Origin of the sequence: Hymenobacter taeanensis, assembly GCF_013137895.1 — a bacterium.
Taxonomy (GTDB): Bacteria; Bacteroidota; Bacteroidia; order Cytophagales; family Hymenobacteraceae; genus Hymenobacter; species Hymenobacter taeanensis.
On record NZ_CP053538.1, the window covers coordinates 4,096,612 to 4,110,943 of the forward strand.

Here is a 14,332-nt window from a genome sequence, read left to right on the forward strand (position 1 = left end):
TTCCTCTTACACCATTTTTCACCTCATACACTTCTTTGCACGGCGTGGTATGATTATCCAAAACAGATGAATAACAGCCTAACCAAGAACTGTACGAGCCCTGAGCAGCTGGAAAAAATTCGTAAAGGCCAAGAGCAGAAGTTCCGCTGGCGCAACGACTGGCCTGAAATGGAGAAAGCCCTGATGGCGGCCGGCAATGAGGCCATAGCCGCCCACGCAGCCAAGAAAAACCAAGAACAGCACTAACTATACCTAGCATGACCACTGCCCCCGACGCCACCACATACCGCCTCATCGACGGCAAGCATACCGCCGAGGCCATTAAAGAAGAAATTGCCGCTGAGGTAACTCAGCGCAAACTTGCTGGTCAAAAGGTGCCACATTTGGCCGCTATTCTGGTTGGCCATGATGGTGGCTCTGAAACCTACGTGCGCAACAAGGTGCTTGCCTGCGAGCGGGTGGGGTTTGAGAGTACCCTGCTGCGGTACGAAGACGACATCACGGAAGCAGAATTGCTGGCTAAGGTTGAGGAGCTAAACCAAGATGAGAACATTGATGGCTTCATTGTGCAGCTACCGCTTCCTCGCCATATTTCGTCCGAAAAGGTAATCGAGGCTATCCGCCCCGAGAAGGATGTAGATGGCTTCCACCCCATGAACATTGGCCGGATGGTAGCAGGCCTGCCAGCTTTGCTGCCGGCTACGCCCTCTGGTATTGTGGAGCTCCTGCGGCGGTATGAACTGCCCACCGATGGCAAACATTGCGTGGTGATCGGGCGCTCGAACATAGTAGGTACGCCGGTTAGTATACTATTGGCTAAGAACTTAGAGCCTGGTAACTGTACCGTTACTTTATGTCACTCTCGTACTCAGAACCTGGCCGAGATTACCCGTACCGCTGATATTCTGGTGGCCGCACTGGGCCGCCCAGAGTTCGTAACGGCTGATATGGTAAAGCCTGGTGCCGTAGTAATTGATGTGGGTACCACCCGCGTAGAAGACGCTACGAAAAAATCTGGTTGGGCCCTAAAAGGTGATGTTAACTTCGCTGAGGTAGCACCATTGAGTTCCTACATTACCCCTGTACCGGGTGGTGTAGGCCCCATGACTATTGCCATGCTACTGCTAAATACCCTGCGCGCCGCTAAGGGTGAGGTATACCCAAAGTAAGTAGTGTAGGGGACACACGGCAAAGCCAGCTACAGGCTGCCAACCGATTCTGCATTGCAAGTAACTGATAATCGCCTCTTAAAATCCAATTAAAGCTACTTCAGGCTTTTAGATTTCGTGGCGTTATACTACTTTTAAAGTCGGGCCGTCAGTAAATAGAATTGGTGCTGAACTATCACCTTCTGTCTGACGGCCCGGCTTACCGTTTTAGAATACCCGTTTTGCTGCACGTACTTCCTATTACGTCGGTAGCCCCGACAGGTGGGGCCCCGGCACCTGCACTGCCCCTGATGGAGCAGTTTTACACCATTCAGGGCGAAGGCTTTAATACAGGCCGAGCCGCCTACTTCGTGCGCCTTGGGGGCTGCGATGTGGGCTGCGTTTGGTGCGATGTGAAAGAGTCGTGGGATGCAGACGCGCACCCCAAAGCAAGCATCGAGGATATTGTATCGGCAGCTACTGCCCATGCTGGGCGCAACGTAGTAATCACTGGGGGTGAGCCGCTGATGCACGATTTGGGCCCTCTAACAGCGGCCCTGCACAGCGCCGGGTGCCAGAACTGGATTGAAACTTCTGGGGCTTACCGCCTGAGTGGGGACTGGGACTGGATTTGCGTTTCGCCCAAGAAATTCAAAGCGCCCTTGCCAGAGGTGCTGGCAGCGGCTCACGAGCTGAAAATCATTGTGTTTAACAAGTCAGATTTTGTCTGGGCAGAGCAGCATGCGGCAATGGTTAGCCCAGGCTGCCGGCTGTATTTGCAGCCTGAGTGGAGCAAAGCCCCACAGATGATGCCCCTCATTGTTGACTATGTGAAGGAAAACCCGAAGTGGCAGGTCTCGTTACAGACCCACAAGTTTCTCGACATTCCGTAGTATCCTTCTGCTTATTTATGCGCCGTCTGCTTTCTGCTCCCTTGTTTGTGCTACTGTTGGCCGGCGGGCTGTCACCCATGAGTGCCGCAGCGCAGGCCAAACTGGCAACTACGAATACCAAGGCCAGAAACCTTTGGGAAAAAGCACAAAGTCAGGCTAAGGACCGCGACTTTGACAAGGCACTGGAAACCCTCACCCAGCTGAACGAGAAGTTTCCCTCGCTGGGGGAGCCTTACCTGATGAAAGGCTCGCTGCTAAAGGCTATGGGCGAAAACAGCTTGGCATTTGAGGCCTATCGCAACGGCGTGAGCAAGATTGCAATTGATGCCAGCCATGCCAATGAGTTTTACACGCTGGGCGAGCTGGCTATGACTTTTGGCGAGTACAAGACGGCTGCCGATAGCTACCGTAAGTACCTGAAGTCTGGTGCCCGAAATTTACGTAACGCACCTCGGGCGCAACGGCAGCTACTCAACTGTGAGTTTGCTGAGAAGGCCATGGCAGCCCCAACTGGGCCCCAACCTGAACGCCTGGGCCAGCCTCTCAACAACTTTCGCTTTCAATATTTCCCTGCCTTAACTGCCGATAGCCGTTTTCTGCTCTTCACCGGCAGGCCTATGGCTGATAGCGGAGAAGACCTCTTTGTAAGCCGCTTCACCAAAGAGGGTGTCATTGGGGAGCCCACTTCCATTTCGCCAGCTATTAACACACCCTACAACGAAGGCGCTGGCACTATCTCCGGCGATGGTAAAACGCTGGTGTTTGCCTCCTGCGACCGACCTAATTCGGTGGGAAACTGTGACTTGTATATTTCCCGGCGAACGGGCAACAACTGGAGCAAGCCGCAAAACCTGGGCCGAAGCGTTAACTCACCAGAGTGGGACTCGCAACCTAGTCTTTCGGCAGATGGCCGCACCCTTTACTTTACCAGTACCCGGCGCGGTGGCAAAGGGCAGGAAGATATTTACGTAACCACACTCGACGCCGACGGCAACTGGACGCCCGCCCGCAATTTAGGGGAGCCGGTAAATACTTTGGGCAAAGACATGGCACCCTTCATTCACGCTAGCGGCACTACGCTATATTACGTGACCGATGGCCTTGTGGGGATGGGTGGCTTGGATATATACCGTTGCGAGCTGCAGGCGCCCAGTAAATGGGGTATGCCCACCAACCTGGGATATCCGCTCAACACCTTTGAGAACGAAGCCTCCTTGTTTATCAGCTCGGATAACCGCCGTGGCTTCTGCTCCCGTTCGCGGGCGGCTGAGCCAGGCGTAAAGCAAGAGCGCGACCGGCCTGTAGAATTGTTTGGTTTCGAGGTGCCCGAAGTGATTAGGGCGCGCGAAACCAGCACATATACCCAGGGGCGCGTGTTTGATGCTGTTACAAAACAGCCCATTCAGGCTGATGTGCAGCTGTATGACCTCAATACTGATGAGCTGGTGCAATACGTAGGCTCCGACGCTGAAAACGGCGAATATACCGTGGTGCTAAACGAAGGCCGCCAGTACGCTATGTATGCTGCTGCCGGTAAGTACCTCATGAAGAGCCTGAGCTTCGACTACAGCGACAAGCGCACGTTTGACCCCCTAACGCTGGACATCTACCTGGAGCCCGTACGGGCTGGCCGAAGTATTGTGCTTAATAATCTGTTTTTTGATACCAACGAGTATGAGTTGAAGCCAAAGTCCCGGACTGAGCTTAGCCGCTTGGTTACTTTCATGAAACAGTACCCGGATATTCAGGTTGAGATTTCCGGGCACACAGATGATGTAGGGTCTGATGATGACAATCTCTCACTTTCTCAGAACCGGGCCAAATCGGTGTACACCTATCTGGTTGGCCAAGGAGTTAAAGCAACGCGGTTACGCTTTAAGGGCTATGGGGAAACAAAACCCCTAGTGCCCAATGACTCTGACTCCCACCGGCAGCAGAACCGCCGGATTGAGTTGAGAATCTTGTAGCCCTAAACGAACCCACAGTGCTGTTAAAAATCCATTTGCATAAGCAGATGGATTTTTTTTGTTTATAGGCATTCTTTTATGTGATCATAATAAAGGGCTGGTAATGAGATTTGTACTATAATCTTGCAAAAGTTATAGAATAGAATAGTTATAAAAATTCATTTTTTTATTAAATAGTGATTTGTATATTTGGATATCGAGGTTGCTGAAACATTAGATGTTCACCTAGTACTCAGACAGTGTTTTCAACACCTTGAATTGTACTCTGCCCTTCAATTCAACTCATTCTACATTTTCGCTACTATGAAAAAAGCCTACTTCTTCGCTTTCCTAATGGTTGGTCTGCAGTTAGCTTCCAGCGCCACTCCCAACTCTGAGGGCGATGGTACTTCTAGCATAAAGGCGCGCGCCACTGCCCTCACGCGTACTGTAGCTGAAAAAGCCCGGCTCGATGAAGGGCAGTATCTGCGCCTGAAGCAGCTTAATACGCAAATGCTCACCGAGATGGATGAGCTTAAGAGCCGGTTGGCCGGTGACCCAGCCGCCTTGGATCAACGCATGGCTGATGCACAGGCGAAGTATGAAGCAGATCTTATGGGTCTGTTGCGCCCTAATCAGATAGCCTTGTATCAGCAGGCACGCACTAGCATGACGGCTCTCGGCCAAACCAATCACTAACATCTTTCCAGAGGGCCTGTTTACGCAGGCCCTCTGAATTTTCCGGTGCCCTCACATACCTATAGAGCTTTTGTCAGTAAGCAAATTCACTGGCGCTGTCTTATTCTTTTCTTCCTTCCAATCCTAACTCTACCCACCATGAAAAACTTCGCTACTCTTCTGCTGCTTTGTGCTATGTGCTACGTTGGAACTGCGCAAGCTGCTGCGCCAGCTGATGGTTCACGCCTGAGCGAGCGGGCTAAAGCCATGACTCGTCAGATGGCTGAGAAACTTCCTCTGAGTGAAGGCCAATATGTAAAAGTGCGCCAGCTAAACTTGCGCCTGCTAACTGAAACCGCCGAACTGCGCAAGCAGCTAGCCAACGATGCCACCGCTCTGGATGAAGCCATGGCTAACGTGCAAATGCGCTATGAGTGGGACTTGGCCACCATTCTGCGTCCCCGTCAAATGGCGCTCTATGATCAAACGAAACTAAGCATGACGGCCGTGAACCTGCGATAGTCAGTGACAAGCCCTTAGAACGCAAAAAAGCCCGCTAACAGCAGGCTTTTTTGTTGTTCTTAACAAGAGCAAACTAGTTGCGGTCCTGAATGGATACGTAGTCGCGCTCCGTTTCGCCGGTGTAAATCTGACGAGGACGACCGATAGGCTCTTTGTTCTCGCGCATTTCTTTCCACTGGGCAATCCAGCCGGGGAGGCGGCCCAGGGCAAACATTACCGTAAACATTTCGGTGGGGATACCTAACGCTTTGTAAATGATGCCAGAGTAGAAGTCAACGTTCGGGTAGAGCTTGCGCTGCACGAAGTACTCATCGGTCAAAGCGGCTTGCTCCAGTTCCTTGGCAATCTTCAGCAGAGGGCTATTCTCCAGACCCAGAGCGGTCAGAACTTCATCGGCTGCCTTCTTGATGATGGTAGCACGCGGGTCAAAGTTCTTGTACACGCGGTGGCCGAAGCCCATCAGACGGAAAGAATCATTCTTGTCTTTGGCCTTCGCAATGAACTTGCTGGTGTCACCACCGTCGCGCTCAATAGCTTCCAGCATCTCAACAACCTCCTGGTTGGCGCCACCGTGCAGCGGGCCCCATAGAGCGTTGATACCAGCCGATACCGAGCCATACAACGAAGCATTGGCCGAACCCACCAGACGTACGGTAGAGGTAGAGCAGTTCTGCTCGTGGTCGGCGTGCAAAATCAGCAGCTTGTTGAGGGCGCTTACAACTACCGGGTTGAGCTCATACTTCTCCGTGGGGAAGCTGAACATCATGTGCAGGAAGTTGGAGCAATAGTCCATGTCATTCCGCGGATAGTTCAGCGGATGACCCATCTGGTTTTTGTAGGTCCAGGCGGCAATGGTGGGCAGCTTGGCCATCAACCGAATTACATTCAGGTCAATCTCCTCCTTGTTCAGATCTGGCGATACGCTTTCAGGGTAGAAGGCAGTGAGTGCGCAGATCAGGCTGCTGAGAATAGCCATGGGGTGAGCGGCCGAGGGGAAGCCGTCGAAAATCTTCCGAACGTCTTCATGCACCAGCGTGTGCTTGGTAATCTGGTTGCTGAAGTCTGCAAGTTCTGCCTGGGTGGGCAGTTTGCCGTAGATCAGCAGGTAGGCCACCTCAATAAAGCTGGATTTCTCCGCCAGCTGCTCAATAGGATACCCGCGGTAACGCAAAATGCCTTCCTCACCATCAAGGAAGGTGATGGCGCTCTTGGTAGCACCGGTGTTTTTATAACCTGAATCCAGGGTTACGTAGCCCGTTTGGTCACGCAGCTTACCGATGTCGAATGCTTTTTCGTGTTCGGTGCCTTCAATAACGGGGAGAGAGATGGATTTCCCGTCGAGGATAAGTTCAGCAGATTCTGCCATAAGCGTGGGTTAGAGGGTGGGTTACGGGGCAAGACTACGGAGTTACCAGTAGTCGGAATCCCCATGAGCAGTTGGCGTCTATACTACAAAACCCGCCCGGTTGTTGTTTGCCGTTGAGGTGAAGCCACAAAGAAAAGGACCACGTGGGAAATATGTGGTATAGAGACTATTTTTTTGATGAAGGAATATAAGTTGATAAGGGTAACTGCCTTTTAACGATAAGTTTGACTCTGAAAATTGTGTCAGTTACAAGCTACAATGTTAGTACAGAGCCAGAAGCCGCCCACCAGATGTTAAGACTAGTGGCAACCAAGTATATCAACAGCACTTGTTCCGGAAAGGCTCCCGTCGAGCCAGGTGAGTTTAGGCGGTATGCCATCAGGTTGCACTATCCGGCCTGGCTACAACAGCACTTATGTCAGGAATAACCTGGCAATAAGTGACAGAACGCACCTAGTTCCAGCAGGATACCTCATGTAGGCAGCAAAAATCCGTTCCGCCAGGTGCTGGTACACTGATGTGCCTGTATGAAGGTGGCCTAGGCCACTTACCTACTTGCCAATACAGAACTGGGTGAAGATGCTGGTGAGCAGGTCCTCGTTGCTGATTTCACCGGTTATCTGGCCAAGGTCAGCGAGGGCATGGCGAAGGTCGGCGGCCAGCAGCTCGGTGCCGCTGCCGGTGGCTAGGCCAGTCAGCACAGCATCCAGATGCTGAGCGGCCTGCTCGAGGCTGCGGGCATGGCGTACGTTGGTGACGATGGTCGTGCCGCCGGTTCGGTCAAGCCCTTCGCCGCGCACTACGTTGAGCAGAGTTTCCCGTAGCTCGTCGAGGCCATCGCCACGAGAGGCGGCAATTAGTGCGGTGCCGGGACGGGAGCGGAAGGCAGCAATTTCGGTGTCGGAAGCTACATCAAGCTTGTTGCCAACGGCTAACACCGGGACAGCTGCAGGAAGTTGCAATGCTTCAATTTCTGCTTGAAGCTCTTGGGGGGAAGTAGTCGTGATATCAAATAGATATACAACCAAAGCGGCTTGTAGTACTCGTTTCTTGGTGCGCTCTACCCCAATGGATTCTACCACGTCGGTGGTATCGCGCAGGCCGGCGGTATCTACGAACCGGAAACGGATACCATCAAGGCTGACCTCATCTTCAATCAGGTCGCGGGTGGTGCCGGCTACTTCCGAAACGATGGCGCGCTCCTCGTTAAGCAGGGCGTTAAGCAGGGTACTCTTGCCAGCATTGGGCCGCCCGGCAATAACGGTAGTTACGCCATGCTTGATAACGTTGCCGAGCTCAAAGGAGCGGAGCAGGCGGTGAACCAGGGCCTGGACTTCCTGGAGTAATTGCACTAGGCCAGTCCGGTCAGCAAACTCCACGTCCTCTTCACCGAAGTCGAGTTCCAATTCCAGCAAGGCTGCAAACTGTACTAAACGGGCACGCAGGTCGCGCAGCTCCTGGGAAAAGCCCCCACGCATCTGCTGCATAGCTACCTGGTGCGACAGGGCCGAGTCAGCGGCAATGAGGTCGGCCACGGCTTCAGCCTGGGCCAAGTCAAAGGCCCCATGCAGGAAGGCTCGCTTGGTGAACTCGCCGGCTTCAGCTAGCCGGGCCCCGCGGCGCACCAGCAGGGCCAGCAACTCCTGCACAATAAAGTCGGAGCCGTGGGTGCTGATTTCCACTACATCTTCCTTGGTATAGGAGTTGGGGCCCCGGAAAAGAGATACCACCACCTCATCAATAATCCTCTGCCCGTCGCGGATGGTACCGAAGTGGAGCGTGTGTCCGGCTTGGTCTTGCAGCCGCTTACCCCCAAATACCTTGTCGGTAATGCTGATGGCCTGCGGGCCCGAAAGACGAACGAGGGCAATGGCACCTGAGCCCGGTGGGGTAGACAGCGCCACAATGGTATCGGAAAGCGAAACGGGGAGTGGTAAGGCCACGGGAACTGAATGAGTGATACAGCTGCAAAGGTACGCGGTAGTGGCCTAGGCCACTAGCAACTACTGTGGGTAGGCCTTTACAGGGAGGTAGAATGCAGGGTTAGTGTTAAATGCCGATAGGAGCACTTATCTGCTTTCAATACGTCATCACGTCGAGCATGCGAAACACTTCCTGTGCTGATGTTGCAGGGGTAGCTCACTTAAAAACACGCCCTCCTGACGCAGGAAGGGTATTGTCAGGCATGCACCCTAGTGCCTAGTGCTCTGTGCTGAAGTGCAAGGTCACGTGTTCCAAACGTCGGCACGCGAGATGTCTCTACCAGCTCGACCTGACGTTCTGGTTTGATGTGCTTAATTTAGGTATCAATCCGTCACGTACAGGTTACGGCTTACCTCCGAAGATATCAGGTATTTGTCTGTGTTATTTATTCTAATCTCAAGTGAGTTATCGAATACTATCTTATCCAATACTTCAAGCTTGGTGCCGAGGTTAAGCCCAACCTTATCCAGGTATTGCAGGAACGGAACAGAGGTGTTTTTGACGGCTACAACGGTTCCCCGGTCACCGGGTAGCAGGTCGGCGACCAGGCGGTGCTGGGGGCGCAGGATGGCTCCTTCAGCCGTCGGAATTGGGTCGCCGTGGGGGTCGAGTTGTGGGAAGCCCAGGAATTCATCGAGGCGCTGAATGAGCAGGTCGGAGTCAATGTGCTCCATCTGCTCGGCTACGTCGTGTACCTCGTCCCAGCTGAAGTTGAGCTGCTGCACCAGAAACACTTCCCACAACCGGTGCTTACGGATAGTGAGCAGCGCCAAACGCCGCCCTTCCTCCGTCAGCGATACGCCCCGGTAACGGGTGTAGTGCAGGAGGCCCTTCTCACCCAGGCGGCGCAGCATATCCGTCACGGAAGCCGCGCGCGTCTGCAGCACCTCCGCAACCCGGTTGGTGCTGACCTCAACACCCGGCTGAGCTTCGGCCAGTTTATAGATGGCTTTTAAGTAGTTCTCCTCGGTGTAGCTAGGCACGTGAACTAAATTAACAATGAGCAATGAGCAATTAACAATGAATAGCGGAGTCTCCGCTTACCAGCTGAGGGCTGGTCACTGCTAATTGCTCATTGTTAATTGATCATTAAAGCTGTTACCAGCGAATCAGGGCAGAGGCCCAGGTAAAGCCGGAGCCGAAGGCAGCCAGACACACTAGGTCGCCGCGCTTGATGCGGCCTTCCTGGTAAGCCTCGCTTAGCGCAATGGGCACTGAGGCAGCCGTGGTGTTGCCATAACGCTGCACGTTGCTATAGACTTTGTCGTCGGAAAGCCCCATTTTCTGCTGCACGTATTGCGTAATGCGCAGGTTAGCTTGATGCGGAATCAGCATGTCGATGTCCTGGGGCTGGTAGCCGTTCTGGTCGAGGGCCTCCTTGATTACCTGCGGGAAACGAACAACGGCATGCTTGAACACATTTTGTCCGTTCATGTGGGGGTACATGTCAAGCTCATTGTCTACCACGTACTGTACCCGGTTGTTACGGTTGGAGCCTGGCTCCTTTACAATCAGCTCTTCGGCGTGCTCACCCTGAGAGTGGAGGTGGGTGCTCAGAATGCCATGGCCTTCCTTGGTGCTGGGGCGCAGTACCACAGCACCGGCGCCATCACCGAAAATAACGGATACGGCCCGGCCGCGGGTGCTGATATCGAGGCCCGAGGAATGAATCTCAGAGCCCACTACCAGCACCGTGTCATACATGCCCGTCTTGATGAACTGATCGGCCATTGAGAGCGAGTACACGAAGCCCGAGCACTGGTTGCGAACGTCGAAGGCCGGAATGGGTGCCTTAATGCCCAGCTCACGCTGCAAGAGCACGCCGGAGCCAGGGAAAAAGTAGTCGGGCGACAACGTGGCGAAGACAATCATCTGTACATCGTCGGGGGTGAGGCCGGCCATTTCCAGAGCCTTGCGGGCCGCATTAGCGGCCATGTTGGCGGTGGTGTCTTTGCCTTCCTCAAACCAGCGGCGCTCCTTAATGCCAGTGCGTTCCTGAATCCACTCGTCGGTGGTTTCCATCAGGCTGGTAATATCGGCGTTGGTTACAACACGGTCGGGCACGTAGTGGCCTACACCGGCAATTTCAGAAAATCGTAGGGTGTTACTCATCAGGTGGGAGTTGCGAGGTACAGGACGAAAAAGGGAGCCGAATGTAAAGAAAATCGGAATCCTACCTCGTAAACGGGCCGCAAAGGTCGGCAGTTACTTTATAGAATTCATAAGGTGGTGTAACTTTTCCGCTTCGGAGGACCAAAATGCCTCCTCAGGGACTCCGGCTGGGTAAAAAGGTTGCCGTAATAGGGCTAGTAAAGTGGCTTTTGAGAGCGGGGAGTGGCCTAGAGCTTGAAAATCAACCCAGACTCCGGCCTGATATGGCTCCACGATGCCCCGCCAAAGCGGGTTCGGCGGCAGTACCATGGGCAGGCCGTGGGCGAGGTACTCAAACAGCTTGGTAGGAATGCACTGGGCAGTGCTTGGGTGCGGCCGGTAAGGCAAAAGACCTAAGTGGCTACGCCCGATTTCAGCCACAATATGGGCGTGGGGCACCAGTGTATTGCCCCCAACCAGGGTTACGCCAGCGCCCGCCTCGGCCACGGCGGCACGCAGGCGCTCCAGCAGGGCCGGTTGCTGACAAAACCCCATGATAGTGAGGTGAGCCAGCGGCCACACTGCCCGTACTTGGTGCCAGAAGATTAGCGCCTCGAATACGCCGTTTAATGCGGAGATAGTACCTGAGTACAGCAGGCGCAAGGGTTCAGAGGTAGCCGGGAGGGGGCCTAGCGCCTTTTGCTGATGGGAAGCAGTATAAGGCTGGTACTTGTTTTCAATAATCAGCGTGTGCTCCGGCTGCAGGAAAGGCAGCTCCTCGGCGTAGCTCCGCTCAGCCAGCAGCACGGCAGTGGCGCGCCGAGCCGCCAGCGCTTCCAGCCACCTGACCAGCCCCGCCAGCAGCCCCCGCGCCCAGGCCGGGTACACCTGCTGAGTCTGGATGTTGAGCGCATAGTTCTCCCGAACATCATACACGAAGCGCCCACCCTGGCCTAGCGCCTGCCACAGCACAGTAAGAGGCAGTAGTTCTGGGGCGTGTACAATTACCAGGGTGGGTTGCACCCGCTGCAAAAGCCGCCAGTAGTGCCACTGCGCCTGCAGGCGAGCCCAGCTCAGGCGCGTGCCCTCCAGTAAGGCATGCGTGTAGACGTTACTCGGCAGACCAGCAGGGGCAGGAGCGAGGCGGCCAGCTACGTGCACCTGGGTGTTTGGGCGCTGGGCCAGCGTGCGGGCAAACTTGTCTAACATGCGGGTGTCATCCAGCGGCTTAAGCACGGAGGCGAGTAAAATGGTAACGAAACGCGGCATATTGGCCGTGAAGATGGTAAGTTTGCTTGTGAGTTGTTGGGTGTTGGGTGGCAGTTGTTAGTCTGCCCGCCTGTACCAATGGCTTACTACGCAAAACTGACCTTCATTTACTGACACCCTCATTTTCATGTCCGACCTCCAACACACCATAGAAGCCGCCTGGAACGACCGTAGCTTGCTGCAGCAGGCTGCTACCACTGAGGCTATTCACCACATCATTGAAGAACTTGACAAGGGCCGCTTGCGCGTAGCCCAGCCCGGCGCTACCGAAGGAGCCGACTGGCAGGTGAATGATTGGGTGAAAAAGGCAGTTATCATGTACTTCCCCATCCGGCAAATGGAAACCATTGAGGTGGGCCCCTTTGAGTTCCGCGACAAGATGCGCCTAAAGAGCAACTATGAGCAGCAGGGTGTGCGCGTGGTGCCCCCGGCCGTGGCGCGCTACGGTGCTTACCTGGCTTCCGGCGTAATTATGATGCCGAGCTACGTGAACATTGGCGCGTGGGTTGGCGAGGGCACCATGGTAGATACCTGGGCTACAGTGGGCTCCTGCGCGCAAATAGGCGCGGGTGTGCACCTGAGCGGTGGCGTGGGCATTGGTGGCGTACTAGAGCCCGTGCAGGCGGCTCCGGTAATTGTAGAAGATGGCGCCTTCGTAGGCTCACGCAGCATTCTGGTTGAAGGCTGCTTTGTGGGTAAGGAAGCCGTAATTGGTGCCGGGGTTACCATCACCGGCAGCACCCGCATTATTGACGTAACGGGCGCTGAGCCTAAGGAATATCGCGGTTACGTGCCGGCCCGCTCGGTGGTAATACCGGGCTCGTTGCCTAAGCAGTTTCCGGCCGGTGAGTACCACGTGCCTTGCGCCCTCATTATTGGTCAGCGCAAGCCTAGCACCGACCTCAAGACTTCCCTCAACGATGCTCTGCGCGAGCACAACGTTGCTGTTTAACGCGCTCCATTACCTTCTCTTATGAGTAAACACCCACAAGTTGTTTCCGCGGCGCAGGCCCGCGATGAAGTGCGCGAGTACATTGCCCAGGAGCTGGGAATTGAGCCAGAATCCATTCAGATGCGGGTAGCCTTTAATCGGGAGCTGCCCTGGGTGGATGGTAAAAGCCGCCCGTGTTTTCTGGTGGAGTGGGCCGAGCCCAACGGCCGCGATGGTGTAGCCATTGCCGGCCCTTACACCTATAACTTCTTCGAGCTGACCCGGCAGGAGGCCTACGAACTAGGCCCGGTAAACGCCTGGCGCCAGCATCTACTCAATCTGTACGCCGGCTGCGAGCTGGTGGTACAGGCCCGCCTTACCCAGCCGCTCTCCGATACCCCCGACCCCGTACGCCTCTCGGTAATCCAGAATGCCCTGCAGGAGCGCACCAACTGGCGCATTGGAGTAAATATTCAGTTGCGGGAGTTTTTGCGCTTGGGTACCCAGGAGTATTACATCTTTGACGGGCACTGGCTCTGGAACCCCAACTACCGCTACTCCTCCGTAAAAGGCTTTATCCCAATTGGCGACAAAACCCTGTTTGAGCTGCCAAAACTGGCTTACATTCCGGTCACCAACGTGTCGCCGTTTGAGCCCATTCCGGCAGTAGGCGAGGATGGTGCGTATCCTGGTCAGCTCACGGGTTTCATTGCCGTGAAGGACAACCAGATTCTAGAGATTAACGAGCCGCAGCCCTACATACGGCTGCTTTACAACAAGCTGGCCCTGTACTATGTGCTGGGCCAGGAGCACGGCCCGTTTCAGATTGAGCAGCAGATAACGCGCTAGGCCAGTATTAGGCCAGGTTAGTAGTAGTGCTGCTAATGAGAAGGCCGCCCCGACAGTGTCGGGGCGGCCTTTTGCTGTGTTACTAGTAGCCTGGTGGCACCCAGGTTAAACGCCTGCCGCCGACTTGAGCTTGTGCCCAAACACCTGGCGCACCTTGTCAACCTTAGGCTTTACCACAAACTGGCAGTAAGGCTGCTGGCCATTCTGGTTGAAGTAATCCTGATGGTAGTTTTCTGCCACGTAGAAAGTAGGCAGCGGCACAATTTCCGTCACGATGGGATTAGGAAAGGCGTGGGCCTCATTGAGCTTCTGCTTGTAGGCCTCTGCCAGCTGCCGCTGCTCCTCATTGTGGTAGAAGATAGCCGAGCGATACTGGGTGCCCGTGTCAGCGCCCTGGCGGTTAAGGGTGGTGGGGTCGTGAGTTTTCCAAAAAATTTCCAGCAACTCCTCAAAGGTGATTTTGCTGGGCTCATAGGTAATCTGGATTACCTCCGCGTGGCCCGTAAGGCCACTGCAAACTTCCTTATAGGTGGGGTTGGCAATTTTGCCGCCCGTGTAGCCAGACACTACTTTTTCTACGCCATTAAGGTTCTGAAATACTGCTTCTACGCACCAAAAGCAGCCAGCACCAAACGTTGCCTGTTCCATGTATTTCT

At 54.5% G+C, this 14,332-nt stretch carries 14 protein-coding genes; 8 read left to right on the top strand and 6 right to left on the bottom strand.

Annotated elements, in window-relative coordinates; genetic code table 11:
• Window positions 1-66 precede the first annotated feature (66 nt).
• The 6 genes from HMJ29_RS17115 to HMJ29_RS17140 all read left to right on the top strand — a co-directional run bounded on the left by HMJ29_RS17115 (window position 67) and on the right by HMJ29_RS17140 (window position 5,187).
• Window positions 67-246: a hypothetical protein gene (locus HMJ29_RS17115; protein WP_171592635.1), complete on the top strand. Its 180-nt coding sequence runs from the start codon at window positions 67-69 to the stop codon at window positions 244-246.
• An 11-nt stretch (window positions 247-257) separates the two neighbouring features.
• On the top strand, window positions 258-1,169 hold the full coding sequence (locus tag HMJ29_RS17120; protein WP_171592636.1) for a bifunctional 5,10-methylenetetrahydrofolate dehydrogenase/5,10-methenyltetrahydrofolate cyclohydrolase: 912 nt from the start codon (window positions 258-260) through the stop codon (window positions 1,167-1,169).
• 290 nt (window positions 1,170-1,459) lie between these two features.
• Window positions 1,460-2,041, top strand: coding sequence for a 7-carboxy-7-deazaguanine synthase QueE (locus HMJ29_RS17125; protein ID WP_171593388.1), 582 nt, complete (start codon window positions 1,460-1,462; stop codon window positions 2,039-2,041).
• Window positions 2,042-2,058: 17 nt separating this feature from the next.
• A complete protein-coding gene (locus tag HMJ29_RS17130; protein ID WP_171592637.1) occupies window positions 2,059-4,008 on the top strand; it encodes an OmpA family protein in 1,950 nt (649 codons plus the stop codon).
• Window positions 4,009-4,311: 303 nt separating this feature from the next.
• A complete protein-coding gene (locus HMJ29_RS17135) occupies window positions 4,312-4,686 on the top strand; it encodes a hypothetical protein (protein WP_171592638.1) in 375 nt (124 codons plus the stop codon).
• A gap of 138 nt (window positions 4,687-4,824) precedes the next feature.
• Window positions 4,825-5,187: a DUF4890 domain-containing protein gene (locus HMJ29_RS17140; protein ID WP_171592639.1), complete on the top strand. Its 363-nt coding sequence runs from the start codon at window positions 4,825-4,827 to the stop codon at window positions 5,185-5,187.
• A gap of 73 nt (window positions 5,188-5,260) precedes the next feature.
• On the opposite strand, the gene HMJ29_RS17145 is transcribed toward HMJ29_RS17140, so the two are convergent.
• From HMJ29_RS17145 to HMJ29_RS17165, 5 genes are all read right to left on the bottom strand, one after another.
• Window positions 5,261-6,553, bottom strand: a complete 1,293-nt coding sequence (locus HMJ29_RS17145) for a citrate synthase (protein WP_171592640.1) — start codon at window positions 6,551-6,553, stop codon at window positions 5,261-5,263.
• A 551-nt stretch (window positions 6,554-7,104) separates the two neighbouring features.
• A complete protein-coding gene (mnmE, locus tag HMJ29_RS17150) occupies window positions 7,105-8,496 on the bottom strand; it encodes a tRNA uridine-5-carboxymethylaminomethyl(34) synthesis GTPase MnmE (protein WP_171592641.1) in 1,392 nt (463 codons plus the stop codon).
• Between the two features lie 363 nt (window positions 8,497-8,859).
• Window positions 8,860-9,519, bottom strand: coding sequence for a metal-dependent transcriptional regulator (locus tag HMJ29_RS17155; protein ID WP_171592642.1), 660 nt, complete (start codon window positions 9,517-9,519; stop codon window positions 8,860-8,862).
• Window positions 9,520-9,634: 115 nt separating this feature from the next.
• Window positions 9,635-10,648, bottom strand: a complete 1,014-nt coding sequence (locus HMJ29_RS17160) for a 3-oxoacyl-ACP synthase III family protein (protein WP_171592643.1) — start codon at window positions 10,646-10,648, stop codon at window positions 9,635-9,637.
• Between the two features lie 93 nt (window positions 10,649-10,741).
• Window positions 10,742-11,896 (bottom strand): glycosyltransferase family protein, encoded by a 1,155-nt coding sequence (locus HMJ29_RS17165; protein ID WP_171592644.1) that lies wholly within the window; start codon window positions 11,894-11,896, stop codon window positions 10,742-10,744.
• 127 nt (window positions 11,897-12,023) lie between these two features.
• Between HMJ29_RS17165 and HMJ29_RS17170 the strand changes: the two genes are divergently transcribed.
• Both HMJ29_RS17170 and HMJ29_RS17175 read left to right on the top strand, forming a co-directional pair.
• The gene (locus HMJ29_RS17170; RefSeq protein WP_171592645.1) at window positions 12,024-12,848 is read left to right on the top strand and encodes a 2,3,4,5-tetrahydropyridine-2,6-dicarboxylate N-succinyltransferase; all 825 of its coding nucleotides are present in this window, start codon (window positions 12,024-12,026) and stop codon (window positions 12,846-12,848) included.
• Between the two features lie 21 nt (window positions 12,849-12,869).
• Window positions 12,870-13,676 (top strand): hypothetical protein, encoded by an 807-nt coding sequence (locus HMJ29_RS17175; RefSeq protein ID WP_171592646.1) that lies wholly within the window; start codon window positions 12,870-12,872, stop codon window positions 13,674-13,676.
• A gap of 105 nt (window positions 13,677-13,781) precedes the next feature.
• On the opposite strand, the gene msrA is transcribed toward HMJ29_RS17175, so the two are convergent.
• The gene (gene msrA / locus HMJ29_RS17180) at window positions 13,782-14,324 is read right to left on the bottom strand and encodes a peptide-methionine (S)-S-oxide reductase MsrA (protein WP_171592647.1); all 543 of its coding nucleotides are present in this window, start codon (window positions 14,322-14,324) and stop codon (window positions 13,782-13,784) included.
• Window positions 14,325-14,332: the final 8 nt, after the last annotated feature.

What these genes read in the sequence shown, in the direction of transcription:
- HMJ29_RS17170 (WP_171592645.1), top strand. Translation starts at nt 12,024, where the DNA reads ATGTCCGACCTCCAACACACCATAGAAGCCGCCTGGAACGACCGTAGC.
- msrA (WP_171592647.1), bottom strand. Translation starts at nt 14,324, where the DNA reads ATGGAACAGGCAACGTTTGGTGCTGGCTGCTTTTGGTGCGTAGAAGCA.
- HMJ29_RS17130 (WP_171592637.1), top strand. Translation starts at nt 2,059, where the DNA reads ATGCGCCGTCTGCTTTCTGCTCCCTTGTTTGTGCTACTGTTGGCCGGC.
- HMJ29_RS17135 (WP_171592638.1), top strand. Translation starts at nt 4,312, where the DNA reads ATGAAAAAAGCCTACTTCTTCGCTTTCCTAATGGTTGGTCTGCAGTTA.
- HMJ29_RS17115 (WP_171592635.1), top strand. Translation starts at nt 67, where the DNA reads ATGAATAACAGCCTAACCAAGAACTGTACGAGCCCTGAGCAGCTGGAA.
- HMJ29_RS17145 (WP_171592640.1), bottom strand. Translation starts at nt 6,553, where the DNA reads ATGGCAGAATCTGCTGAACTTATCCTCGACGGGAAATCCATCTCTCTC.
- HMJ29_RS17175 (WP_171592646.1), top strand. Translation starts at nt 12,870, where the DNA reads ATGAGTAAACACCCACAAGTTGTTTCCGCGGCGCAGGCCCGCGATGAA.
- HMJ29_RS17140 (WP_171592639.1), top strand. Translation starts at nt 4,825, where the DNA reads ATGAAAAACTTCGCTACTCTTCTGCTGCTTTGTGCTATGTGCTACGTT.
- HMJ29_RS17120 (WP_171592636.1), top strand. Translation starts at nt 258, where the DNA reads ATGACCACTGCCCCCGACGCCACCACATACCGCCTCATCGACGGCAAG.
- HMJ29_RS17160 (WP_171592643.1), bottom strand. Translation starts at nt 10,648, where the DNA reads ATGAGTAACACCCTACGATTTTCTGAAATTGCCGGTGTAGGCCACTAC.
- HMJ29_RS17125 (WP_171593388.1), top strand. Translation starts at nt 1,460, where the DNA reads ATGGAGCAGTTTTACACCATTCAGGGCGAAGGCTTTAATACAGGCCGA.
- HMJ29_RS17165 (WP_171592644.1), bottom strand. Translation starts at nt 11,896, where the DNA reads ATGCCGCGTTTCGTTACCATTTTACTCGCCTCCGTGCTTAAGCCGCTG.